We start from the raw sequence: 23,598 nt of genomic DNA on the forward strand, positions 1-23,598 counted from the left end.
TCCTGTTCCTGGACATATCAACCTCAAACGTTATCTCGTCAGCGAGTTGCTGAACGCTCGAGCTGTCTGCCAGCTTGGCCAGGTTGATACCCGTCGTGCAAAACATCGATTCATGTTCTGGCTGCCTGACAAAAACGGTGGCCGTCCAGCCGTTGATCAAAACGCAATCCACCGTATGCCCCGGCAGACTCCGCTCCAGACCCTCAGTCAACGATATTTTCTTCCAGCTGTGCATGATGACGTACTAGCGTAAGTAGTGATGCACGATTGACCCGTGCGCGTGCAAAAAGTGCCAATAGGCCATCACTTTCAATCTTTGCGCTTGAGTACATTGGCCTCCTGCTCATGCAGTTCGGCAAGCGCCCAACGATAGGCCTTGACCCAACCGAATACGGTCCACCCCGCGAGGAGATTGATCTTGAGCAAGGCACGCGGAGGGTTCGGGTGGAGGAGGGCGACGCAGATCGATGGGTACATGTAGAGCAAAACGGCGCTGAGATAAAACAGGAAACTGGCTGCCAAGGCGATCGCCGTGTCACCCGTACAGATCAGCGAGCTGACGGCGCAGGTTGGGACAAGTACTGCCAGGCCAAATACCCTCATCGCCAGCTCTCCAGGCCAGCCGCTTTGGATCGCGGCTTTGAGAGCAGTGATATCACAATGCCTTGTCCTTGAACAGGCAAGCGCAAAAAATGGTCAGGCCACGATTTTCAAGGGCTCAGGCGCAGCAGGCATCAGGATTCAGCCCCCGGCGGATGGCCGAAATACGCTTTATAGGCATGGCTGAAGTTGGCAGGGTTGGCATAGCCCACGCGGTGGGCAATCTGCGCCACGTGCCATTTGCGCTGACGCAGCAGGGTGCGCGCCAGTTCCAGGCGCTGGTGGCGCACGTAATCGAGCATCGACTGGCCATACACGCGGTTGAAAGCCCGTCTCAGGGTGGTTTCGCCCACACCCAACTGCCGTGCCAGCGCCTGGGTGCCGGGCGGGTTCATCAGGTTGGCGTCGAGCTGAAAGCGTGCTTCGTGTGCCAGGTCCGAATGGCTGCGCAGCGTGGCCGCAGGCTCGACCGGCGGCGCAGACAGATGCGCGGCCAGTTCGACCAGCACGGCCAGGCTCAGGCTTTCCTGGTTCAGCCGTTCCAGCGTGCCCTCGTAAGGTGAGTGATAAAGCCGCTCGAGCAAGCGCCCAACGGCGTGGCAGCCGTTCAGCTCTGAAAAGTGCATCCCATCACCAAGCAGCGTGGACAACGGTTGCAGTGCCGGGTCTTCTTCGGCCATCTCGCGCAGGTAGTCGCCACCGATGCGCAGCCCGGCCATGCGTGCACGGCTGCCTGCGGGCATCTGGTCCATGGCTTCCATGCTTTCGCTCAAGCCCAGCACATGGGGGGCGCCGGGCGTGTAGTGGTTCAGCACGCCGTCCACCCGATGCTGCCACTGCCCACCCAGCACTTGCACGATGCACACGCTGTCGGGCAGCACTTTATGGATGCTCAACGGCTCGGGGAACAGCAAGTCACAGTCGAAATACTGCAAGTACGGCTGCACCGTCTGCGCACGGTAATGCCCGATTGCGCTGCCCATGACCTGCCGCGCACTGTCATCGAATACGCCGGCCTGGGCCAGTGCTTCTGGATGATCAAAGCAGAATTGGGTATCGAGATACGGGTTGCGGCGGTCCATTGAAAAAGCGTCCGTCAGAGCTGGTTGGCAGCGTTGCATGATACCGACATCGGGCAACCGGATCAGTTGTTGTGAGCCACGGCCTAATTGTTGTGCGCAGCGGCCGGACCGCTTGGCAGACCCCCGCGTGTTGATTTCAATGATCGGCTTTGAAACTTTGAGGAAGCGGATATGTTGATTTATCGCAAGTGGGCGGCCCTGCTGGGCCTGGTGCTGGCCGTGATGGCGGGGCTTGCCCACGCTGACAATCGCCCGGAAGTCGCGGAGAAAGTGCTGGCCTATGCCGGCGCGGGCGGTGTGAAGGTCTGGACCCTGCGCATCGGTGCGCGCAGTGACAACCAGGCGTTGGTGCAGGTGGAGGGCGTGGATCACGACTGGAACCTGAAGATCCAGAAAATGACCGTGGAAAAGACCGCCAAGGACACCCGCTACTCCACCCGCGTGGACGGCCAGAAATTCGTGGTGCTGGTGCTGCAACAAAGCTGGGGCGAGCTGTACTTGCCCGGCGAAGCCCAAGCGCTGAGCGTCGGCTATGACGAGTCGCTGTCCAGCCAAGGCAATGCGCAGGCGTTCCTGACCGATTATCTGCAGGCCAACTGAGCCATGGGCCGATTCGGACGCGGGTCATGGGCGCTGATGCTGCTGTTGTTACCGCTGGCGCTGATGGGCTGGGCCAGTGTGCAGGGCTGGCGCGCCGATGAGGTGCTGCGAGAGGCACAGGTCATCGACCCCGTCTGGATCCGTGTACGTCAGGCCCTGGCGGCGCTGGCGTACTGGCTGGCCCTCGCCGCGCTGGTGGCGGGGCCCGCGACGTGGCTCAAGCTGCGGCTGGACGCCTGGCGCGCGCGGCAATCCAGGGACTTTCTCTACGACCGCCTGCTCCTCTGCTGGCGTGCCCTGGGGCATTGGCTGGTGGCCTACACTGCGCTGCTGGTCGGCGCGCTGGCGCTGAGCCTGGCGTATGAACTGAGCTGGGGCTGGAGCCATTTCAAGGCTGGCGGCTGGTTCATGCTGCTGGTGGCGGTGCCGGTGCTTGGCGTGCTGTGGGCGGGGTGCCTGCTGATCAAGCGGCTGCGCCAGCAATGGCACGTGCTGGAGCGCCCGTCCTCGGCATTTCTGGGACAAACCCTGGGGCGCGACAAGGCCCCGGCCTTATGGGCGTGGATTGCGCAACTGGCGCATGCCGCCGGCGCGCCGGTGCCCGACCATATCGTGGTGGGCATCGACCAATCGTTTTTCGTGACCAGCGTCGATGTGGCGCTGCAACCGGCGGGCGAACGGCTCACCGGGCGCACCCTTTACCTGCCATTGACCTACCTTTCGACCCTGAGCCAGGCCGAGACGGCGTCGATCATCGGCCATGAGCTGGGCCATTTCAGCAGTCGCGACACCGAGCGCGGCAGCGTAATCGGCGCGCAGTTCAGCCTGATGTGCCGGCACTTTTCCTCTCTCAGTGCTGAGGAGGCCGAGCCTGCGTGGATCGAGCGTCCGGCACTCTGGATGACGCAGCGTTTCCTGCATCACTGGCACCTGGCGGTGCATCACTGGGGCCGCGCTCAGGAACTGGTCGCGGATCGGGTGGGCGGCAACATCGCCGGTGCGCGGTTGTTCTGCCAGGCGCTGCTGCGCGTGATTGCGCTGGACGCTGAAATCAACCGGCTGCTCGCCGAACACCACCCCAACCTGATCCAGGCCCTGGCCGACCACTTGCGGCACACCCCGTTGCGCTTGAACGACGCGGTGCTGGACCACGCCATCGCACACCCTTTTGATACGCACCCGCCAACGGTATTTCGCCTGCAGCAACTGGGCGTGGTGCTGGATGACGCACTGCTGGCCCAGGCCACCCGGGCGCCCACCGAACACGACCGACACTGGTTCAGTGAACTCACCCGTATAACAAACCCTCAAGGAGAATGATCAATGACCCAACCCCGCGACCCGCTGTCGGACCTTGCCAGCGCACTTAGCCAGGACTATGCCGACTCCCGCGAGGCTCAGCGCGAGCGTGCGATAGCCGAACTGGAGCAGGTCATCCAGCGTGTGCCCGAGCAGACCGAATTCACCAACTCGCGCCGCTACAAGCTGTGCGGGCCGCTGTTTTTGCTGATTGCGCTGGGCTTGCTGGGGTTCGCCCTGCATCGGGGCTCCACCGGCCTGGCCGTGTGTGCTGCGGTGATGGCGGTGGTGTTCGGGCTACTCACCTGGCAGCACCGCAACGCCGGGCAACACGTCTTTATGCGCCTGACCCGTCGCCAGCTGTTTGTCGACACCCTGAGCGCGCCGATCGAGCTGGCCGACATCGTCGATCTCGAGGTCAGTGAGCCAGGCTGGCTGACCGTGCAGAAACTGCTGTTGCGCGCGGATGCGCCCCTGCCTGTGCACCGTTCCGCGCGCCAGCTGTTCGGCAACCAGGCGCTGGCCCTTAAGAAGCCCCAGCCGCACGTCCTCATTCAATCCGCTGGCCTGATGCATGACGGCCGTACGCTGGAGTGCGACCAGATCGCCGAGATCCTCAACGCGTATTGCCAGGCTGCCCACGCCCAACAACAGCTGGATGCCTTGCAACAGGGCACCCGGCACGATTCCTGAGTGGTTGAAGCAGCTGGGGAAGGGTTGCCCTGAGCGCATGCGCATCCGCTCGGGGCTCAAACCTGCCATTGCGCTATTTCTGCGGAACAGATGCAAACCCCGCAAAGTCTCCTTTAAATGCCAGAATCACTGCTGGAACGTTTTTGGAGAGTTTCATGCTGCGCACCTTTGAACAACGTCTCGACCCTTTCCCGCCTGACGAGGTACCGCCGCCGCCGGAAGGCCTTGCACGGTTCCTGTGGGCCTGCACGCGAGGTGCACGCGGTTACATCCTCGCGCTTGCGCTGCTCAGTGCCGGTGTGTCGATTTACGAGGCCTGGCTGTTTTCGTTTCTCGGCCAGGTGGTGGACCTGCTCTCGACCTGGCAGGCCGGCGGCGAGGCGGCAGGGCAGGAGAGCCGCGTGGTGTGGGGTATCGCTATCGTATTGGTGACCAGCATCGGCTTGGTGGCCTTGCGCACGATGGTGCAGCACCAAGTCTTGGCGATTAATCTGCCACTGCGGCTACGCTGGGATTTTCACCGGTTGATGCTGCGCCAGAGCCTGTCTTTCTTCTCCGATGAGTTCTCCGGCCGCGTCACCACCAAGGTGATGCAAACCGCGCTATCGGTGCGCGAGGTGCTGTTCACCCTGATCGAAATCGCACCCGGTATCGGCGTGTACTTCATCGCGATCATTGCGCTGGCCGCCGGCTTCGACCCCAAGTTGATGCTGCCTTTCATTGCCTGGCTGGCGTTGTTCGGCCTGGCCATGGCGTACTTCGTGCCGCGCCTTGGCAAAGTCGGGCAGGAACAGGCTGATGCGCGCTCATCCATGACCGGACGGATTTCGGACGCCTACACCAACATCACCACCGTGAAGCTGTTCTCTCACTCCAAGCGCGAAGCGCATTTTGCGCGCGCGGCGATGGAGGATTTCAAGCAGACCGGTTTTCGCCAGATGCGCCTGGTCAGCCAGTTCGAGATCGTCAACCAGGCCCTGGTGGTCGGGTTGATCATGGGGGCCGGCGGGTATGCGCTGTGGTTGTGGCACCAGGGCGAAGTCGGCACCGGCGCCGTGGCGGCCATTACCGCCATGGCATTGCGCATCAACGGCATGTCTCACTGGATCATGTGGCAGATGACCGCGCTGTTCGAGAACATCGGCACCGTGCAGGACGGCATGCAAACCCTGACGCGCGGCCCCAAGGTGCAGGATCTGCCCGACGCTCCCGCGCTCATCAGCACAGCCGGTGAGGTGACCTTCGACAATGTGAGCTTCAATTACAACGGCGAACGCCAGGTGCTCGACGGCTTGAACCTGACCATCCGCCCCGGCGAAAAAATCGGGCTGGTGGGGCGCTCCGGCGCCGGAAAATCGACGCTCATCAACCTGCTGTTGCGCTTCTACGACGTGGACAAGGGCACAATTCGCATCGATGGACAAAACATTGCTCATGTCACACAGGAGAGCCTGCGCAGCGTGATCGGCATGGTCACTCAGGACACCTCCCTGTTGCACCGCTCGATCCGCGACAACATCGCCTATGGCCGCCCCGACGCGACCGACGCGCAGATTCGCAGTGCCGCGGCCAGTGCCCAGGCCGATGAGTTCATCAGCCAGCTCAGCGACAAACAGGGCCACTCCGGCTACGACACGCTGGTGGGCGAGCGGGGCATCAAACTCTCCGGCGGTCAGCGTCAACGCATCGCCATTGCCCGGGTCATGCTCAAAAACGCGCCGATCCTGCTGCTGGACGAAGCCACCAGCGCACTGGACTCGGAAGTCGAAGTCGCCATCCAGGAAAGCCTCGATGAAATGATGCAAGGCAAGACGGTGATTGCCATTGCCCATCGGTTGTCGACGATTGCGGCCATGGACAGGCTTATCGTCATGGACAACGGACGCATCATCGAGCAGGGCACGCATACCCAATTGCTGGAAAAAAATGGCACCTATGCGCGGCTCTGGCATCACCAGAGCGGGGGCTTTTTGGGGGAGGATCAAGGCGTGGTCGAGGGTATGGAATGAGCAGCGGTCTGCTATTTCACAAATAAACCACCGGGGGCGTGCAGCGCAGGTAAACCGGGTGTGGCCAGCCATTCAGAGAAAAGCGGCCGCCCGTGAATGACGGCCGGTTTCTTCAAGGGATCAACCGCGCTTCACGCAACTGATCGAATACCTCAAAAAACGCCTGGTCGCTGGCCTGGTAGGCGGTAAAGCCCATCTTCCGGCTCTTGGACATATCGGTGACCACCTCGATCGGGCGCCCCAGGTCGGCATCGGTATGCCAGGGCGAGACCAGGCGGCTGATGTCGGTTTCCTTCAACCCGTGTTTGGCTGCGATCTCGCTCCAGGCCGCCTGATCATCGGCCATCTGGCTTTCAAGCGGCGAGGGTTTGGCCGGGAACGCTGCGGGCACAAGGCCAAAATAATCGGCGATCTGCGCCCACATCCATTTCCAGCGGAACACATCGCCATTAGTGATGTTGAACGCCTGGTTGGCCGCCGCCGGCGTGGTGGCCGCCCATAGCTGCTGCTGGGCCAACTGGCGCGCATCGGTCATGTCGGTGAGGCTGTCCCATTGCACGCGGGAACCGGGGAATACGAACGGGCGTGCGGTGTGCTTGCAGACACTGGCATAGACGGCGAGGGTGGTTGCCATGTTCATGGCGTTGCCCACCGCCACGCCGGTGACGGTATGGGGGCGATGCACGCTCCAGGTGAAACCGTCCTTTTTTGCGGCGGCGAACACTTCGTCTTCCTGGGCGTAGTAGAAGTTCTCTACGTCCAGGCGGCCTTGTTCTTCGCGGAACGGCGTTTGCGGCAGGCTGCCCTTGCCGTAGTTTTCGAACGGCCCGAGGTAATGCTTCAAGCCGGTGACCAACGCCACATGCTGCACGCTTGCGGCGGGGCGCACGGCGTCCAGCACGTTGCGCACCATGGCCGCGTTGACACGGATGTTCTCGGCTTCGGTGGCCTGGCGTGACCAGGTGGTGATGAACACATGGGTGGGTTTCAAATCGGCCAGGGCCTGTTGCAGCGATGCAGGGTCCTGCAGGTCGGCGGCCACCGGAATCACGCCGGGTACTTGCGAGGGGTGGCGGGACAGCGCTGCGACCTGCCACTGTTGGTCGAGCAGTAACTGGGTGATGGCGCTGCCAACGATACCGCTGGCCCCGACGACTAATGCAGTCTTGGTCATAAAATTCTCCCGAAGATGTAGGGTTCTGAGCCTCTACGTGTGGGAGAGGTTCAACCTTATCCGCCAGTCTCGTCCTAGGTGCTTTAAGGTCGACACCGGCTTCAATGTTGAAACGATTGGCGTAAAAACTCGCTGATCAGCCCCACCACCTGTCGCTGAATCACCGCCCTCGGCCGAGCCCCTTCACCATCGCGGCAAATCATGCCGTCGCCCGGTGAGCTCTCCTCAATCAACGCCATGCCGCCCGGCTTGCAGATCGACATAAAACTGAAGTGGGTGGCATCGGCGATCTCCACGTATTTCGTGGTTGCTTCAGGCAGGCGCTTGACCAGGGCGGCGGACTCCAGCTGCGGGTCCATATCCTCTGAAGGCACGCCCCCTGCAATCACCAGCGCCGGTACCGGCAGCGTCGCCAGGCTCATGTCGGTGAAGCCGCGTGACAGGCCCAGGTCCAGCGACACTATGGCGCTGACGCGTTTGTCGCTCAAATCGGCGGCCAACCGAGCCTTGCCGGCTGGCGTGCCGGCGGGGTTCATCGCCTGATAGCCGATGCAGCCGCCGAGCTTGGGGTGGGCGCTGCAGTCACGGCTGAACAGGTCGGGGTCGAAGCGTGCTCCGGCGGTTTCCAGCACGGTCCAGCCGCCAAGGGAATGGCCCACGGCAGCAATCTGGCCAGCCGCGACCGCGCCAAATGCCTTCGGCTGAGCCAGCACCGCATCAATCGCGCGGCTCAGGTCGGTCGGGCGTAACCACAACTGCGCAGCGGTGTGTGGGTTGCGATCCTTGGAGGTGGTGCCCGGGTGGTTGACCGCCGCGACGATGTACCCCTGATGCGCCAGCGCACTGGCCAGCCACACCTGATTGCCCCAGTTACCGCCATAACCATGGGAGAGCACCACCAACGGATGTTCACCGGCCGCCGGCGGGGCGTCGGGTACGGCGAGGGCCCCGATGAACACCGCGTTGTCGGCGATCAGCGTGGGGATGGCCGTGGTGGTGGCGGGGTACCAGACGGCCAGTTCGAGTGGCCGGTTGTTTTGTGCGTCGGGCAGGGTGACGGTGTTGAAACCGACGGGGTTTTCGGCGGCGAAGGCGGGGGCGGTCAGGCACAGCAGGAGCAGGGCGTGCAGGGCGGTTTTCATTGTGGTTATCGTCCTTGATTCGGGGGGGCATCATGACCTGAATTCCCCGTTCAGTGCCATGAGCTGCGCGCCGTTTTTCATCCATACCCGTAGTAGCCCTGGCTGAGCGCGCGCTCGGGCTGGCGGTCTAGATTTCGTCATATTTTTGCAATGAAAAAATGCGATTTTTTCCGCGGAAAGAGGACGTAGCAGTGTGCTAAACCAATCTAAGTACATGTTTTAATTATGTAAAATTGATTTTAAGGAAGGCCGATGTCGGTGTGTTGTCAGAAAAGCCGGGAAGCATTTGAACGTACGCTGCAAGCGCGGATTCCGGAGGGTATCGCCCATGCGCTGAAGCTGTCTTCGAACGTCTCGGCAGCTCACGCTGTGACCCACGTGTCATGAGAGTGGTGACCTCGGGTTCGGCGTACCTGGACATCGACGCGTATGCCTGTTGCATTGCGTACGCCGAGCTGTTGAATCACCAAGGTGTTGATGCTCGGGCCGTCAGTAGCGCCCCGCTCAATGTCAGCATCTCCAGAACCGTGCTCGGATGGCAATCATCTCTGGACGATTATCTGCCGGGAGCGGGTGATGAGTTCGTGTTGGTGGATGTCTCCGACTACCACCATTTCGATCCGTTGGTGGTTCTTGAACAGGTGGTGGAAGTCATTGACCATCACCCAGGCTTTGAAAACCATTGGGCGCAGAAGCTCGGATCTGCGGCAGACATCCTGCCGATCGGTGCAGCGGCGACTCTGATTTTTCAGCGTTGGGAAGCGGCAGGGCTGTTGCCGCTGATCAGCGAAAAAAGTGCTGCGTTGCTGGCCACGGCAATTCTGGACAATACCCTGAATTTTACAGGGCAGTTGACCACCCCATCGGATATCCGGGCTCATGAAGTCCTCGCATGCCGGGCGAAACTGGAAGCCGACTGGCCCGAGCGATATTTCTCCGAGTGTCAAGCCACTATCGAGTCAGACCTGATTGGCGCGTTGGCTGGTGATTTGAAGCGGCTGAAAGCCGATAGCAACCTGCCGCAGGTTTTCGCGCAGATGGCGGTGTGGGATGCCAGTGCGCTCATCCGAACGCATCGTTCAACGATCGGTCACTGGCTGACGGCGCAGGGTGGAGACTGGCTGTTAAACGTCATCAGCATCCGCGAGTGCAAAAGCTACTTTCTGGCTGAGCCCTTGGTCAGCCAACAAAAGTTGAGCGATTTGCTGTCGATCGAATGGCAGGCCGGAATGGCTGTGCTTGAACACGCGCTGCTACGTAAGGAACTGTTGAAGCTGGGGTTGGCCCGCATCTGCATTAAAAACGGGTAGCGTCGCCAAAGCCCGCATCATGCAAAAGCCGGCCGCCTCATAATGGAGAGGGCCAACACCTTTTCGCTACTAAACGAGAGGGTGGCAGCTGTACGCAGGTTAGTAGACCGGGGAAACACACAAAGCCGGCGCGCCCGAGGGCGCCCTGCGCACAGCCACCATCAAGTACAGACAAGAACATCTGATCGATGAGGCTCATGCACTTCATGTTGTCACGCGGGCTACTAAACCCGATCACTGAGTTGTCAGTGACCAGGCCACCTTAGAGACGCCCACTCAAGCGCACAAGCCGGCGGATTCTGACGCAACTGTAGGCAATGGAGCAAGGCGCCGAGGCTTCTTGCAGGGCTTGAGCGAAAAGGGGGCGGGATGCCTTCAGAAGTAAATCCGTCCCCTTTCCGGACACTATTTCAGTGGAACATACACATCGGTCTGCCACTGATCCTGCGGCGTCTCTGGGTAAACGCTCAGGTAATGGAAGAACAGCGGATGGTCGCGAAGCTCCTCGCCACTGGCAGGCAACCAATCGCGATAAATCGGATAGATCGTTTCGCCGATATGATCCGGCGACCCCACATGCCGCACCACCACGCATCGCCCACCCGGAATGACGCGCTCATGCACGCCAAACGCATTCGGCGCCACAGCCTCGTCAATCTCGCCACAGATGACAAAACGAAATTCCTCCGGCGGGGTGGTATCGGGGTTGTTATAGGGAATGCCAAACGTGCGGCTAGACGCCACCGGCGACTGGCCGCTGTGCTTGCGCCATTCGATAAATCGGCTGGTCGTGTGATTGACGAGCCCGGCGGGCCCGCGATGCTCAAGCGCGGCGACCTGGGTTTCAGTGAATTCTAAGATGCGTAGTTGCATGATGATCGTCCTGGAAAAGTGAGGGATGGCGAACACCGCATTCCAGGTCTGCCAGTTCGGCGCCTTCCTGAACGCACTCGGCGCCATACCGAACGCCCGCCGAAACGCCCGGCTGAACGCCTCCGGGCTTTCAAAACCGGCACCGAGCGCGGCATCCAGCACCGAATACTCGGCAAGACCCGCCAAGCTATGGGCCGCACGACGCAGACGCATCAGCTGCACATACCGTGACACCGGCACGCCGACAAACGCAGTGAACTGTCGATGGAAGTGAAACGCCGAAAAGTTCGCCACCTGGCTCAACGTATTCACCGATAGGTCACCTTCGAGATTGGCTTCGATATAGGCGAGGACGACGTTGAAACGTTTGGTATAGGCGAGGTGGCTAGGCGTTTCGGACACTGGAAGAAACTCCTGGAGGGGCGGTCGGCGATAGAGTCGCCTACAGCGAGGGGCGCGTGCCTAGCCGGGTTTGCTCAAGGTGCGGTTGGGCCATTCAACAAAAACCAGAAAGCCCGTCAAGGCGGGCTTTTTCACAGCTTAAATCACATCAGGCAACAGTGGGCGAAGCAAACCTGCGCTTCTAATCGAAAAGGGGGCGAATTTATTTTGGCTTTTTTGACCGGCAGAAATCGGCCAGAAGCGGCCTGTCGACGGCGGCGCACGCAGTCCTTGTGCGATACTGCGTTCATGAAACTAGACACTCTCCTAGGCGAGCTTTTCCTAACGTGCGGCAAAGACCTCCACATAGAGGCCAACCATGCTCTATTACGGTCGGGTGACTTCGCTAAAAACCTCTACCTCATCAAAGCTGGTGCAGTGCGGATCTGCGTGCGCGACCCAGAAGGTGCGGATACCAGTGTCCAATTCTTTTTTGAGGGCGAGGTCGTTAGCTCTCTGGAGAGCTTGCTTAGCGGCTGTCCAAGCGAGTTGGAAATTATCACGATGGAAGCGTGCCACCTGTGCGTGCTAGACCGGGACACCGTTCTGGCGCAGATCCTATCGAAACCAATCTTGCAGACTCAGTTGCTGGCACTCACGCAGTTGCGACTGGTCGACTACATCAAGCTCTACACCAGTGCCATCTCGCAAACCCCTACAGAACGATATTTGGGCATGCTCTCCACTCAGCCAGATCGATTGGCAAGAATCCCCATGCACGTGCTTGCAGGTTATCTGGGGGTGACTCCAGTTCACTTGAGCCGAATTCGGCGAAAGCTGAAAGCGAGCGCAGACAAAAGCGGCATCTGAACATACGTAAATGACAACATGACGCCAGAGAATCACGATTGGCCTTCACCACTGCTCTGGCCAATCTGCGGTAGCTAACGGGCTGATGTTTCGAAACAGCCCTCTACCCTTTGTTACCACAGTAGTGATGAGACTTTTCAAGCATCCATCTACTTCTTGAGGTATCTCGATGGCAATGAATTTACTTGCTGTACTGCAGATTTCCGGCGCAGCACTTCTGACTTGGGCATTGGTCAAGCTAGCACGGTGGCTTTGGATCTACCTCTGGCTACCAGCGCGATTCAACGGCGAATCTTTAGCCAAACGCTACGGACAAGGGAGCTGGGCATTCATCACGGGTGCCAGCGACGGTTTGGGCAAAGCTTTCGCCCACGAATTAGCCCACTGCGGCTTTAACCTGATCTTGGTAGCACGCACCCAATCCAAACTTGACCGCCTTCAGAGCGAGTTGCATGAGTTGGGGGTTCAAGTTCGAACTGTCGCGCTTGACCTGTCGGATTCGGCCCCACACACCTATCAAGCCCTGGCTGCCGCCGCAGAGGATGTTGATCTTTCGGTGCTGATCAACTGTGTAGGCACCACGGTACATCGGCGTTATGCGGATGTGCCGACTGCCACTCTACGCCGTTTGCTGGCAGTAAATGTCAGTACCACCGCTATCGTGACCCATACGTTGCTGCCTGGGCTCCTCAGGCACACATCCTCGACAGGAAGACGTGCAGCACTTCTTAACGTAGGCTCCATTGTGGGGCGTTTTTATTGGCCGGGTACGCAGATATATGGAGCCTGCAAGGCTTTCGTTGATCATCTCACTGTCCCGCTGGCATTTGAGTATTCAGATCAACTCGACGTTTTGTCCTTCCAGCCCACCGTCATGGCGACAGCTATGGCAGCAGGCACAGAACCTGCTGCAATCACCATTCCACCAGAATTGGCTGCCAGCGCAGCACTGTCTCATTTAGGCCACACATTCGCATCTCATGGCCACTGGCGACATGGTCTACTGGCAGCCCTTTTAACTATCCTTCCCACCAGTGTACGAAATGCAGTGCAGCTCAGCGGTGCGTTGGAGATGGGGAAAGTTGAAATGACCAAGGGCGAATAGATGCTGGGTGTCGAGCGTCCCCTTTGCTTGCTTCTCACCAATGCACCCTAGACCCCAACAGCTGTTTTAGGTCGGTAGCTGCTCTTCGCTAAGGGCAGCTAAGGGCAGCTAAGGGTCGGTAGCAGCATCTCAGTGAAGGTGGAAAAGCCTCAAGATCAAGCGTGGGGCTTTATCACCGTCGGCCTCATAGAGACCGTGTAAACCGGCCTGATCGGTGAGTTTGTGTAGATTGAAGTGGTTATAAAACGCTTGGCCCAGTCGCTGATGCTCGAAGTTTCCTTGACTCCAAAGCCGAACGAACTCCTCATAAGGGGCGCGTTCGATCTGCAACGAGAAATCATGTCCCATGTCAGGTTCCTATCATTAGAGGAACTCAAGCGTACTAGCTGCCTATCAGCCCTTCCAGCTCGGCCTTTCCAATCAGAACGTCAGCTATCGGCCAAAAGCAGCCGTTCACAAAAAATACCTGCTAGCTGGAATATGGCCACCTTGCTTAAGAAGCAGTGGTCAGTGGATCGCGTAATTTCCAGATCAAAAAAAACTGAGGTACTGCATCCATTCCGAACGCCGCCGCGTATATCAAGCACGGACAGACTTTCCTGGCCGAATCTCCTCATAAAGGATCATCGCGATGAAAAGCATTTCGATCAAAGCGCCATTGATAGTGGGCCTGCTGACCTTGGCGGCAGGCAGCGGCTTAGTGTTCAACGCGGCACAGGCAGCGACGATGAGCCACGACAGCGTAATGGTAGGTGGGCAAAGCATGTTGCCAAGCAAGGACATCGTTGATAACGCGGTAAATTCCGCAGATCACACGACCCTGGTCGCCGCTGTCAAAGCTGCCGGTCTAGTCGACACTCTCAAGGGCAAAGGTCCCTTTACCGTGTTCGCACCGGTCAACTCAGCCTTTACTGCTTTGCCCGCCGGAACCGTCGATACGTTGCTGAAGCCGGAAAACAAGGCAACCCTCAGCAAGATCCTCACTTACCACGTTGTGAGCGGCAAACTGGACATGGCCACCCTTGCCGAAAAGATCAAGGCCGGTGGCGGTAAGGCCGAACTTACCACTGTCTCAGGAGGCAAGCTGTGGGCAATGATGAATGGCCCGCACAACATCACCATCAAAGACGAGAAGGGTAACGTCGCCGACATCACCACCTATGACGTATACCAGTCGAACGGTGTGATACAGGTCATCGATAAGGTGCTGATGCCGAAAAGTTGACTGACATCGCCGGTCGCCATCCGCAGGATCGGCGAGTTTTCCGAGGAGCCCACCCGTGAATGGAACAACAGCGCGCCGTGGGCTAACCTCTGGCTGCAATCGACATTTAGCACCTCACGACTTAATCGTTTGGAGAAAGGCTATTCCAATCGCCGACATCGACCAACTCAAACACCTTTTAGCCCAGTGCTCCCTAGGTGATCGACGCGCTTTTGAAACGCTGTATCGTAGCGTGAGTCCGCGCTTGCACGGCGTGGCTTTGCGGCTCATGGGACGTTCGGATCTCGCTGAAGAGGTGTTGCAGGAAAGTTTTGTGCGCATTTGGAACAATGCTTCACGCTACCAATCCCACCTGTCGGCGCCGATGACCTGGATGATCAACATAACGCGAAACCAGGCCATCGACCAATTGCGAAAATATCGCGACCGTCCGCTGAATGATCTCGACGCGCAGATGTTGGTCGATGATAGCCCCTCGGCACATGACCAACTGAACAGTTCCCGTGAGACCAGCGCATTGAATCGGTGCCTGGATAAGCTAGAAGGGATGCAACGCCAATCGATCACCATTGCCTACTTTGGGGGACTCTCCTGTTCAGAGTTGGCCGAACACCTTTCGGCACCGCTAGGGTCGGTGAAGTCTTGGATACGCCGGGGCATGGAGCATCTGCGCAGGTGCCTTGAGTCATGAACTACCAAACTCCAAGTATGCGTCGCGCACTTGCCGCCGACTATGCCATCGGGTTGATGCCGCACACCGCACGACGGCGCTTTGAGCAGCTGTTATTAAAAGACTCGGAACTTCGCGCGGAACTTGCGCAATGGCAGGAATGCCTCATGAGCCTTACTGAGGCTCTGCCTGAACAACCTGTACCGGATCGCGTTTGGCGCAAAGTTACGGCCCGCATAGATCCGCAAACAATGCAGCTGCCTATGAAACGGCCTCTCTGGAACTGGCTCCGAGTGACGATCGCAGCATGTTCACTGGTAGTAGTAGTAACGCTAGGCGTTATCTACAACCGTGACGATGTACGTTACAGTGCCACGTTGTATAGCGCTGACGCACAGTCTTGGATGAGCATTGAAACGCAAGAGGACTACCTGAGAATCAAACCGCAGGCGTTGGCGAAAGTTGAAAAGGGTCGTAGCCTGGAAATGTGGCTTATTCCGCTAGGTGGCAAACCCATGTCCCTTGGGCTGATACCGCCAGGTGGAGATGGGGAGATCAAGTTGGCCAGCGCGCAGAAAGCTCTCATGGGTAAGTCAAGCACTTTGGCCGTCAGTCTTGAACCCGAGGGCGGATCGCCAACAGGACAGCCGACAGGTCCGGTGCTTTACCAAGGCGCGCTTACGGCACTGTAACTCCGTGGCGGTAAGTCTTTAAATCTTTTCGTGAGTAAACGACGCAATGATCGGTCGTCCAGAGTTCGAAGCCAGCTCAACCGACTCATGAGTAGTGAATGGCAGCTTCTGGCCGAAAGTGGCCGTTCATGAGCCTCCGCTTTGGGCCAGCAGCAGACATTCAAAAAGCATCCAGCTGTCGTACCATCGGCATGTCGACAAAACGGAGGTTGATATGGGAAATGGTCATGGCAAACGAGTCGTTGTCATTGGTGCAGGCATTGTAGGCGCGTCACTTGCGTATCACCTGGCTGGTAAAGGTGCGAATGTCATCTTGGTCGAGGCGCAAGGTATAGCGTCTGGAGTAACTGGGAGTTCATTCGCCTGGATCAATACCACACACCCCGAACCTGACCCAATTGCGCAATTGCGCGCTTCTGCCATCGAAGAGTACCGCCGACTCGAAACACAGCTGCCTGGCATGGAAATACGATGGACAGGCGCCTTGTCATACAGCGTGATGCCGAATGCGGCGCTGTCGGCTTCGGGTAAGCAGGCATCGGATCACTGGGTCTCTCGATCGCAGATTCTCGACCTTGAGCCAAATCTTAAGAATCCTCCGGAGGCTGCTTTATTTGTGGCGCAAGAAGGGGCGCTCGACGCCGTGGCAGCTACGCATGCGTTAATCGCGGGCGCCGAGGCATATGGGGCGAAGATTCTCACTCAGACGCGAGTTCTAGCTTTTGTAACGCAGGGTGCAAAGGTGTCCGGGGTTGAAACAACAATAGGCAGCATCGATGCCGATATCGTCGTATTAGCAGCCGGGACAGGCATAACGAAGCTGACCGACATGCTTGAGGTGTCCCTACCAATAAAGGCCTCGCCTGCCATTTTCATCCGCTACAAACCACAACCCAACCTCGTTCACACCCTGATCTCCAGCCCCGAAATGGAAGTGAGGCAAAGCTCGGACGGTGCGTTGCTGGCGGCAGAAGATTACCTGGACGAAGCCATGGAGAACCAACCGTTAGCGATCGCACTTCGAACGGCCCAGACAATCCGGAACGAACTCCATGGGGTCAATTCAATAGATGTGGAGAGTGCTTGTGTCGGACTCAGACCCATACCTGCCGATGGTATCCCCATTATCGGTTATCTACCCAAGGTAGTCGGCGCGTATGTTTGCGCAATGCACCCCGGTATTACTTTGGCGGCGATAGTCGGGCGCCTTGCCAGCGAGGAAATCATTGACGGCGTGGCGTCCAGTGCCCTTTACCCATGCCGGCCCGATAGATTTTTCCAAGCTTAGTGGCTGCTCCTGTGAGACAGGTATCGGCCAGAAGCGGTCATCTAGGTGGGGCGTCATCCGGATTGATTTTGTCTTCCACGTCAAATCTACTCAGCAATGCGGCTCCATCCGAAACACCGAGAATCTGGTCAATTGCGGCTATTTTCTGCGTCGCACAGTCTAGTTGAAACTCAGAGTTCCTGTATGCAGCCTCCGCCTCATTGTGGAGCGCATAGGCCATATGGGCCGCGACACGGACGCTCATTGGAGCATCTACATCACTGCCCAGATAATCAGCAAGCAACGTCCTGATCTCTATCAGTGCAAGCGCGAGTAGCCGAGTTTGAGCAGTCTGCATAAAGATATCCTGGGGTATTACTAACGAATGCGAACGGATTTCGCGAGGTTACATAAACTTTCAGACTGTCAAAAGCAAAGACCACTTTGGGTCGGTTGCAGCCCTTCACAGAAGGCAATAGTCGGCTAAAAGCGCGCATTGAACATCTACGAATTCAGGACCGATTCAATATGCCGATCAAACCCAATCAACACTTCCCAGTGACGTTAGTCCGCGCTCAACAAAGCGACTTGAACGATCTTGTTGCCATTCGAATTGAGGCCATGCGCGAAAGTTTGGAGCGCATCGGGCGATTTGATCCAGTGCGGGCGCGCGAGCGGTTTGTTCGCTGCTTTGAAGCCCACAACACACATTACATTGAGCTTGCTGGAGAAAGGGTTGGCTTTGTAGTGGTCAAACACCACCCCAATGAACTTGTGCTCGACCACTTATACGTGAGGCCGAACGCGCAAAGTTCGGGGATCGGCTCTGCGGTGCTCACTCAGATTTTCAAAGCTGCGGATGCGGCTGCACTCCCGATCAAGGTAGGTGCCCTCAAAGAAAGTGCCTCGAATCGTTTTTACACTCGCCATGGCTTCCAGTTCGTCGAAAGCAGTGAGTTCGACAATTACTATGTCCGTCAACACCTTACGGCGGGCATCGCACCTTGCCAGCCAGGTGAAATGATTTGAATCCAGCGCATGCCTTCTAGATAATTCCCGCCTTTGGCTCGAAAGGATGCGTGCGATGAAGTTCGAAGGGACTTTCCAATACATAGGCAATCACGGGATCGTGTTCAACGTCTCGCAGATCACTCTCACCGACAGCGAACGCGGACGCCTGCGCGAGTTGCATTTTGGCGAGGCGAAAAGCGCCCACTACGAGGTCAACCGCAAGGTGGTCGAGGTGTACGACAAGATGCTGGCCAAGAACCTGCCGTGCCTGATGATGATCGGCATTTCCAAGCCGCTGACCCGGCAGCAGGGCGATGTTCTCAACGCCCAACGCACCCAAATCGCCAACCTTGCGGCCTCGGCGTTCGCTGGCGCCACCTCTTATGTTGCCTCCCCCTATGTGGGTGCCCCGGTCGGCGCCGGTGTGCGCATGTACGTGAATGAAACCCTGCCCACCTATCATGCAGGCGACGTACTGGTGAGTATTGAGGCGCAGGTGAATGGCGGCATCGGCCCGCAACGTACCGCCTCGACACTGATCATCAAGACCTGACGGGAGAAACACGTGTCTGATATCACCCAACTGGTCGTTGCTCTGGTGCTGTTCTTTCTGATCGATCGGTTTCTCAAATCGTACCCGTTTCGCAAATGGTTAGGGGTACTGCTGGTAGCGGTGGGGGCGGTCGGCTGCGTTGCCGCGAGCCAAGTCCGCTTGTCTGGGGTTGACCTGGGGTTGGTGTCGGTCTTTGCCGTTGCACTCGGGGTGGGGTTGTTCCTAAAGCGGCGGCGATTCGAGCAGAGGGGGTGAGGGTGGCAGGCGTTTTCATTAATTCGCGCTCTGAAGCCCTGTCTAGTGCTCGCTGAATACGCCTTTTTGTTGATTTCGTTACCTCCTCCTGAAAAACAGATCAGAAGGTATAAACCTATTTTAGAACTAGACATTGTTCAGGAATAAATCCATCCCCTTTTCGCAAAGGAATTTACGTGTTCAAGATTTTCGCTTCTGCACTTGCCTTCACGTGCCTGTTCGGCTGCAGTCAACAACCCCTTGTTCATACCGAAAAGCCCCTCTCCACCCTTCAGGAACAAGAACACGCCCTGATGATCGGTAAATGGTATGGCGAAGCAACAACCCTCGACGGTAAACGTATGCAGCAACTGAGTGAGCGTCGAGCCAATGGCACCTTCATCGTGATGTTTCGCGTGACCGACAAATCCGGCCAATGGTTTGAGCAACAGGAATTCGGCCTATGGGGTGTTTCCGGCAAGATCTACTTCACCATCACTACCGGGAAAAAAGTGGGGGATCTGATTGCTCCCGCCAACCCAGGAAACCCTCATCTGAATGACGCGTATGAAATCATTGAGCTAACCGCCACTACTTATCGGAGCAAGGCGCAAGACGGCGGTGACGACTTCACCCAAAAAAGAGTGGATGACGGGTTTCAGCTGCCAGCTATTCCGGTGGTCAATCCTTGATAATCGCTACCGCGCTCCGCTTGGGTAAGCAGCACTAGACGCGTTGTGTCCGGCCGTCGGGAAGGGGACAGTATGTAGAAGATCGCGCGCCGACCTTAGATGTAAGAGGTCGCTGGGCTTTTGCATAAGGTGGCAGCTCGGAGATCTTTTTTTGACCGGCAGAAGTCAGCCAAAAGCAGTCGTTGAAATTGGCCTAAGTATGTTGTCTAGTCCTGAAATAGGTTTACACCCATTTCAGACTCAAAACGCCCGATGCACCGCATTGGGCGTTTTGTATTTCTGGGACAGATGTGGCCGTTCCCCGTTGTAGATCAGCACCGACTCATCCACCATTTTCACTGCGTCCGCCAAATTTTTAGGGCGATACAGCAGGAACTCGATTTCCGTAAATGCTGACCGACCGCTATTGGCCGAAAGCTTCCATCCGGTAAGCGATTAATCAACCTAGGTTCGAGTAATCCGAAAGCGATCCTGATCTTCACTGCATTCCTTGCGCAATCAGTGATCCCCAACCACCCACATGCCGCAATTTTCCCTTTGGGATGGATGTTCAATCGATGCTGTGCCGGATTGTTGTCGGCGACGACGGTGTTGTTGATGGCACGCCCGACTTGGGTCGACGCTTTTCAGCGCCGAGTGAGGTTAAACCTGTTGTAAAAAGGCACCTATGCCCCCGCTCACGAGCGTCGCTACAATGCCCCCCCACACTTCACGAATGGATTCGAATTTGCGCCGGTTTGTCGTTCCTTTGGTTGCGTTGCTCCTCGGCTGTCTGGCCTATCTTTTAATCACGCTCGCTATCACCGTATGGCGCAGTCCGTATAGCGTCACGTTGATGATTGGGGCTTTTTACGACGAAGGCCTGGTGGTCGATAAAAACCCGGTCAAGGCCGCACAGTGGTATTTGCGCGCCGCTGAAAACGGCGAACCCGTCGCTGAGTATAAAACCGGTTTTTTCACTTACTACGGGCGCGGCGTAGCGGTGAATCATTCCAAGGGCCTGGAGTGGATCACTCGGTCGGCTGAGCACGGAAACCCGGATGCCCAGTATTTCCTGGGTATTTCCAATCTCGCAGGCACGGATCAACCCAGGAATTTTGCCCAGGCCGCCATGTGGTTTCAAAAAGCCGCCGAACAAGGGCATGCAAAAGCACAAGGAGACCTCGCCAGGCTTTACTACCGAGGTGATGGCGTTGAGGCGAGCGATCAACAGGCGTTCGCCTTGGCAAGCAAAGGCAGTGCTCAAGGGGATGCCGAGTCACTCATACAACTGGCAACTATTTACGCACATGGCAGAGGCGCGCCGGTCGATCTTGAACGCTCGGTCAAGCTACTTGCTCAGGCAGCCGACACCGGCAGTGGCAAGGCTTACGAATTGATGGGCGCCGCGATGCTCAGTGGCAGCGGCACACCCAAGGATGTACCCGCCGCCCTGCAGTGGTTTACCCGCGCCGCCGAGCAAGGCCGGGCCGATGCACAGTTCATTCTCGGCGTTCTCTACAGCAAGGGTGATGAAATACCGGTCGACTACCCGACAGCGAATAGGTGGTTGCTCAAGGCTGCTGCGCAAGGCCATGCCTTTGCAACCGCGATCCTTGCAGTGCAGGTAGATACCGGTCGAGGTTTCGAACGTAACAAGCTCAAGGCGTGCGGGCTCTTGCGCGTAGCTTTGAAACGCAAACTGCCGAAAAATCAAGATGAAATGCGCGACCAGCTGGAGCATGAAGAAAGGGAGCTTTCGCCAGGCCAATTGGCTGAGGTTGCGGCACTGGAAAACCTCTATTCAACTCCGGAAGGGCTCGAACAACTGTTGGCAGATATAACGAGCGTGCAGTAGGCATATGGAAGTGGAACAGCGTTCACGAGCGAGTTACGTGAACTATGGAGAGCCACGTGAACGCATACATAATGTGATCTAGGAAGAAGTCGAGTTCGCTTGCACAGTTGCACAGTTGCACAGTGTCGCGCCCAGTGCCGGAGAATTCGGTGATGGGCAATATGAAGGTTACGATGACCCGTCTTTTGCCGTTTCCAGCTTCTCGCGAATATACAATCGTGGTCGGGTTCGTCGAATTGTAGCGTGTTACTCCGGTGGAGATTCAGCCACAGAAGGAGCACCCAAAAGTTGGTCTAGAGGGCTGCTTCTGGCCGATTGCTGGCTGTCTCGTCCGGCCGGGGGCCGACGCTGGCTTGCGCCTTGTCCGCCAGCCGTTGCACCCACTCGGCATCCTGCTGATTGACCACGGCGTAACGGTCCGGGGGCAAAAAGGCCCAGTGATGGGCCACCTCGACAAGGCGCTTGAGTTCATCGGCAGACAGCCAATACGGCGTGTCGACCAATGGCATCGGCGCACCGCTGAAACGCCTTCCGAGAGAGAGGTTGGTGCCGGGTGCAAAGGCGATCGTCAGCGCCTGGCAGGGCTGCATGTGCTTGTCCGGGGTGGGCATTTTGCCAACCCGTCCATAGTTGAAGTTGCCCGCGTATTCTTCCTTGAGCACCAGCCAGTGGCCCGCAGTCGTCCTGGCCAGGACCCATTGCGTTACACCGCTGTGTTGCACGCATTCAAGCTTGCCGTTTGCCCATTGCATGAGGGTGTTGCAGTCCGGATCATAATCGGAGGACCACAGGCTGGTGCCGGATACCAGGCCATGGTGCTCAAGCTCGACCAACCCTTGCTCCGGCATGGACCGCCAGTAGCGTTTGGTCGGGTCGCGGGCATCGCGCAAGAAGTTGCGTAACCCCCAGCCCGCCATGAAGAGCAGCGTGGCGAGGGCAAGCCAGCCAAAGGAGGCTCCGACGATCCGGTCAATATCCAGGCCGGGGGCGAATAACGAGCGATAGAGCAACAGGCCCAGTAAAAACGCGATACCCGGCAACACAGGGCCAAAGCACAGCGGCGGCACCAACACTTCGATCCAACTGAAGCGGTGCCTGCACGCGTGCTCCCGCGCCCAGGCTTGCTCCTGGGCGAGCATCGGCGCCTGTTCGCGTGGGGCAATGTCAGGGTCGGGTGTCTGAAAGCGCATGAACAGTGTGTAGGGGGTATCTCTCATGGATCAAATCATGCTCTGAGGTCGCAACGGGGACAGCCTGTAGAAGATCGTGCGCCGGCTATATATGCAAGAGGTCGCCGGGTTTTTGCATAGGTTGGGACGACTCGGCGACCTTTTGTGGGTAAAGCGTCTAGCTGATAGCCGCCTCGTGCGTCATCAACTTATCCATCAGCAATACGCCCAACTCGCTGAGTTGGTGAATCGCCAACGCCACATCTCGCTGTTTTCCCGTCAGTTCATCCGACAGGTCAAGCAACAACGCGGTCACCGAAGAAAAAGTCTCATAGCTATTGGCAATCAGCATTTCACTGTTGGCATCGTCAGCGACGCTGAACAGGGTCTTCGAAGGTGGAGGAGGGGGTTCTGGCCGTTCGGTGCGTGCGTTGAGGTAATGATCAATTGCGCGGTGCGCCGCCTGATTCAGTTTCAGGTCGGGTCCGTTTGGAGGGTTGGGGGTGACTTTGAACATGTGTGTTGTACCTGTGTTAGGGCCAACACCTTTTCGCTACTAAACGAGAGGGTGGCAGCTGTACGCAGGTTAGTAGACCGGGGAACACACAAAGCCGGCGTGCCCGAGGGCGCCCTGCGCACAGCCACCATCAAGTACAGACAAGAACATCTGATCGATGAGGCTCATGCACTTCATGTTGTCACGCGGGCTACTAAACCCTATCACTGAGTTGTCAGCGACCAGGCCACCTTAAGGCGAGGACAACGTGAAACGTTTGGCGTTTCGGACACTGGAAGAAACTCCTGGAGGGGCGCGTGCCTAGCCGGGCTTGCTCAAGGTGCGATTGGGCTGCTCACCAAAAATCAGAAAGCCCGCCAAAGCGGGCTTTTTCCACAGCTTAAATCACATCAAGCGACAGCGGGCGAATCAAGCCCGCGCTGCTCATTCACGGTAGACACATCCGTCACATCCTGCACCATGATCCGGGCGGAATTGGTGACGATATTGATATCGTGCTCTTCACCATCAGACAAGGGAGTCAAAATCCGGGAAAGTAGTTTTTAGCGAAAACTATCGGTAGGCTGCGCTGCTCTCAAATGATGTGCTGCAAG

At 57.7% G+C, this 23,598-nt stretch carries 25 protein-coding genes and 3 pseudogenes; 17 read left to right on the forward strand and 11 right to left on the reverse strand.

The genetic code is table 11. From position 1 onward, the window contains the following. Nucleotides 1–309 precede the first annotated feature (309 nt). Together ACQRBT_RS20505 and ACQRBT_RS20510 are read right to left on the reverse strand one after the other, a co-directional pair. On the reverse strand, nucleotides 310–603 hold the full coding sequence (locus tag ACQRBT_RS20505; RefSeq protein ID WP_126851400.1) for a superinfection immunity protein: 294 nt from the start codon (nucleotides 601–603) through the stop codon (nucleotides 310–312). A gap of 131 nt (nucleotides 604–734) precedes the next feature. Beyond that, nucleotides 735–1,682, reverse strand: a complete 948-nt coding sequence (locus tag ACQRBT_RS20510; protein WP_090370447.1) for a helix-turn-helix transcriptional regulator — start codon at nucleotides 1,680–1,682, stop codon at nucleotides 735–737. Between the two features lie 171 nt (nucleotides 1,683–1,853). On the opposite strand from ACQRBT_RS20510, the gene ACQRBT_RS20515 reads away from it, so the two are divergent. From ACQRBT_RS20515 to ACQRBT_RS20530, 4 genes are all read left to right on the forward strand, one after another. Next, nucleotides 1,854–2,282, forward strand: coding sequence for a hypothetical protein (locus ACQRBT_RS20515; protein WP_161550288.1), 429 nt, complete (start codon nucleotides 1,854–1,856; stop codon nucleotides 2,280–2,282). Between the two features lie 3 nt (nucleotides 2,283–2,285). Continuing rightward, nucleotides 2,286–3,602: a M48 family metallopeptidase gene (locus ACQRBT_RS20520; RefSeq protein WP_412047317.1), complete on the forward strand. Its 1,317-nt coding sequence runs from the start codon at nucleotides 2,286–2,288 to the stop codon at nucleotides 3,600–3,602. Nucleotides 3,603–3,605: 3 nt separating this feature from the next. Continuing rightward, complete coding sequence (locus ACQRBT_RS20525) at nucleotides 3,606–4,274, forward strand: hypothetical protein (protein WP_198761739.1); 669 nt, start codon at nucleotides 3,606–3,608, stop codon at nucleotides 4,272–4,274. A 155-nt stretch (nucleotides 4,275–4,429) separates the two neighbouring features. Continuing rightward, nucleotides 4,430–6,283 (forward strand): ABC transporter ATP-binding protein, encoded by a 1,854-nt coding sequence (locus tag ACQRBT_RS20530; protein WP_412047318.1) that lies wholly within the window; start codon nucleotides 4,430–4,432, stop codon nucleotides 6,281–6,283. Between the two features lie 112 nt (nucleotides 6,284–6,395). Here the strand turns inward: ACQRBT_RS20530 and ACQRBT_RS20535 are convergent, their stop codons facing one another. Both ACQRBT_RS20535 and ACQRBT_RS20540 read right to left on the reverse strand, forming a co-directional pair. Then, a complete protein-coding gene (locus ACQRBT_RS20535; protein ID WP_412047319.1) occupies nucleotides 6,396–7,457 on the reverse strand; it encodes an SDR family oxidoreductase in 1,062 nt (353 codons plus the stop codon). Between the two features lie 101 nt (nucleotides 7,458–7,558). Further along, complete coding sequence (locus tag ACQRBT_RS20540) at nucleotides 7,559–8,599, reverse strand: alpha/beta hydrolase family protein (RefSeq protein WP_412047320.1); 1,041 nt, start codon at nucleotides 8,597–8,599, stop codon at nucleotides 7,559–7,561. Nucleotides 8,600–8,982: 383 nt separating this feature from the next. On the opposite strand from ACQRBT_RS20540, the gene ACQRBT_RS20545 reads away from it, so the two are divergent. Then, complete coding sequence (locus ACQRBT_RS20545) at nucleotides 8,983–9,909, forward strand: DHH family phosphoesterase (RefSeq protein ID WP_244383286.1); 927 nt, start codon at nucleotides 8,983–8,985, stop codon at nucleotides 9,907–9,909. Nucleotides 9,910–10,314: 405 nt separating this feature from the next. Here ACQRBT_RS20545 and ACQRBT_RS20550 read toward each other — a convergent pair whose 3' ends face one another. Next, nucleotides 10,315–11,184, reverse strand: coding sequence for an AraC family transcriptional regulator (locus ACQRBT_RS20550; protein WP_412047321.1), 870 nt, complete (start codon nucleotides 11,182–11,184; stop codon nucleotides 10,315–10,317). Between the two features lie 288 nt (nucleotides 11,185–11,472). On the opposite strand from ACQRBT_RS20550, the gene ACQRBT_RS20555 reads away from it, so the two are divergent. Both ACQRBT_RS20555 and ACQRBT_RS20560 read left to right on the forward strand, forming a co-directional pair. Beyond that, nucleotides 11,473–12,033, forward strand: coding sequence for a Crp/Fnr family transcriptional regulator (locus tag ACQRBT_RS20555; protein ID WP_412047322.1), 561 nt, complete (start codon nucleotides 11,473–11,475; stop codon nucleotides 12,031–12,033). Between the two features lie 169 nt (nucleotides 12,034–12,202). Further along, nucleotides 12,203–13,138 carry an SDR family oxidoreductase gene (locus ACQRBT_RS20560; protein ID WP_198761731.1) on the forward strand — a complete coding sequence of 312 codons (936 nt, stop codon included), beginning with the start codon at nucleotides 12,203–12,205 and terminating at the stop codon, nucleotides 13,136–13,138. Nucleotides 13,139–13,267: 129 nt separating this feature from the next. Here the strand turns inward: ACQRBT_RS20560 and ACQRBT_RS20565 are convergent, their stop codons facing one another. Then, entirely contained in the window at nucleotides 13,268–13,486 is a 219-nt protein-coding gene (locus ACQRBT_RS20565) for a hypothetical protein (protein WP_412047323.1), read from the reverse strand. A 283-nt stretch (nucleotides 13,487–13,769) separates the two neighbouring features. Here ACQRBT_RS20565 and ACQRBT_RS20570 point away from each other — a divergent pair, with 283 nt between their 5' ends. The 4 genes from ACQRBT_RS20570 (at nucleotide 13,770) to ACQRBT_RS20585 (ending at nucleotide 17,013) form a co-directional block, all read left to right on the forward strand. Further along, a complete protein-coding gene (locus ACQRBT_RS20570) occupies nucleotides 13,770–14,363 on the forward strand; it encodes a fasciclin domain-containing protein (RefSeq protein WP_104993344.1) in 594 nt (197 codons plus the stop codon). A gap of 55 nt (nucleotides 14,364–14,418) precedes the next feature. Then, complete coding sequence (locus ACQRBT_RS20575) at nucleotides 14,419–15,054, forward strand: sigma-70 family RNA polymerase sigma factor (protein WP_412047324.1); 636 nt, start codon at nucleotides 14,419–14,421, stop codon at nucleotides 15,052–15,054. Continuing rightward, nucleotides 15,051–15,725: an anti-sigma factor gene (locus tag ACQRBT_RS20580; protein WP_412047325.1), complete on the forward strand. Its 675-nt coding sequence runs from the start codon at nucleotides 15,051–15,053 to the stop codon at nucleotides 15,723–15,725. The genes ACQRBT_RS20575 and ACQRBT_RS20580 overlap by 4 nt, the downstream gene beginning before the upstream one ends. A gap of 214 nt (nucleotides 15,726–15,939) precedes the next feature. Beyond that, nucleotides 15,940–17,013: an NAD(P)/FAD-dependent oxidoreductase gene (locus ACQRBT_RS20585; protein WP_412047326.1), complete on the forward strand. Its 1,074-nt coding sequence runs from the start codon at nucleotides 15,940–15,942 to the stop codon at nucleotides 17,011–17,013. Nucleotides 17,014–17,050: 37 nt separating this feature from the next. Here the strand turns inward: ACQRBT_RS20585 and ACQRBT_RS20590 are convergent, their stop codons facing one another. Further along, the gene (locus tag ACQRBT_RS20590) at nucleotides 17,051–17,350 is read right to left on the reverse strand and encodes a hypothetical protein (RefSeq protein ID WP_244383289.1); all 300 of its coding nucleotides are present in this window, start codon (nucleotides 17,348–17,350) and stop codon (nucleotides 17,051–17,053) included. 170 nt (nucleotides 17,351–17,520) lie between these two features. Between ACQRBT_RS20590 and ACQRBT_RS20595 the strand changes: the two genes are divergently transcribed. The 4 genes from ACQRBT_RS20595 (at nucleotide 17,521) to ACQRBT_RS20610 (ending at nucleotide 19,482) form a co-directional block, all read left to right on the forward strand. Next, nucleotides 17,521–18,021: a GNAT family N-acetyltransferase gene (locus ACQRBT_RS20595; RefSeq protein ID WP_412047327.1), complete on the forward strand. Its 501-nt coding sequence runs from the start codon at nucleotides 17,521–17,523 to the stop codon at nucleotides 18,019–18,021. A gap of 55 nt (nucleotides 18,022–18,076) precedes the next feature. Continuing rightward, on the forward strand, nucleotides 18,077–18,556 hold the full coding sequence (locus ACQRBT_RS20600; protein ID WP_412047328.1) for a hypothetical protein: 480 nt from the start codon (nucleotides 18,077–18,079) through the stop codon (nucleotides 18,554–18,556). Nucleotides 18,557–18,568: 12 nt separating this feature from the next. Next, nucleotides 18,569–18,811: a hypothetical protein gene (locus ACQRBT_RS20605; RefSeq protein WP_412047329.1), complete on the forward strand. Its 243-nt coding sequence runs from the start codon at nucleotides 18,569–18,571 to the stop codon at nucleotides 18,809–18,811. A gap of 176 nt (nucleotides 18,812–18,987) precedes the next feature. After that, a complete protein-coding gene (locus ACQRBT_RS20610; RefSeq protein ID WP_244383292.1) occupies nucleotides 18,988–19,482 on the forward strand; it encodes a hypothetical protein in 495 nt (164 codons plus the stop codon). 240 nt (nucleotides 19,483–19,722) lie between these two features. Here ACQRBT_RS20610 and ACQRBT_RS20615 read toward each other — a convergent pair. Continuing rightward, a pseudogene (locus ACQRBT_RS20615) lies at nucleotides 19,723–19,860 on the reverse strand (IS3 family transposase); the annotation flags it as partial. 66 nt (nucleotides 19,861–19,926) lie between these two features. Here ACQRBT_RS20615 and ACQRBT_RS20620 point away from each other — a divergent pair. After that, nucleotides 19,927–20,139, forward strand: a pseudogene (locus tag ACQRBT_RS20620) (hypothetical protein); the annotation flags it as partial. A gap of 70 nt (nucleotides 20,140–20,209) precedes the next feature. Further along, entirely contained in the window at nucleotides 20,210–21,319 is a 1,110-nt protein-coding gene (locus tag ACQRBT_RS20625; RefSeq protein WP_205345320.1) for a tetratricopeptide repeat protein, read from the forward strand. A gap of 293 nt (nucleotides 21,320–21,612) precedes the next feature. On the opposite strand, the gene ACQRBT_RS20630 is transcribed toward ACQRBT_RS20625, so the two are convergent. From ACQRBT_RS20630 to ACQRBT_RS20640, 3 genes and pseudogenes are all read right to left on the reverse strand, one after another. Beyond that, complete coding sequence (locus ACQRBT_RS20630) at nucleotides 21,613–22,536, reverse strand: hypothetical protein (protein WP_412047330.1); 924 nt, start codon at nucleotides 22,534–22,536, stop codon at nucleotides 21,613–21,615. 130 nt (nucleotides 22,537–22,666) lie between these two features. Then, entirely contained in the window at nucleotides 22,667–23,005 is a 339-nt protein-coding gene (locus tag ACQRBT_RS20635; protein WP_205345322.1) for a DUF6124 family protein, read from the reverse strand. A 389-nt stretch (nucleotides 23,006–23,394) separates the two neighbouring features. Continuing rightward, nucleotides 23,395–23,526: pseudogene (locus ACQRBT_RS20640) on the reverse strand (fructose-bisphosphate aldolase); the annotation flags it as partial. Between the last annotated feature and the right edge of the window lie 72 nt (nucleotides 23,527–23,598).

Source organism: Pseudomonas sp. R19M (genome assembly GCF_050312585.1).
GTDB lineage: Bacteria > Pseudomonadota > Gammaproteobacteria > Pseudomonadales > Pseudomonadaceae > Aquipseudomonas > Aquipseudomonas palleroniana.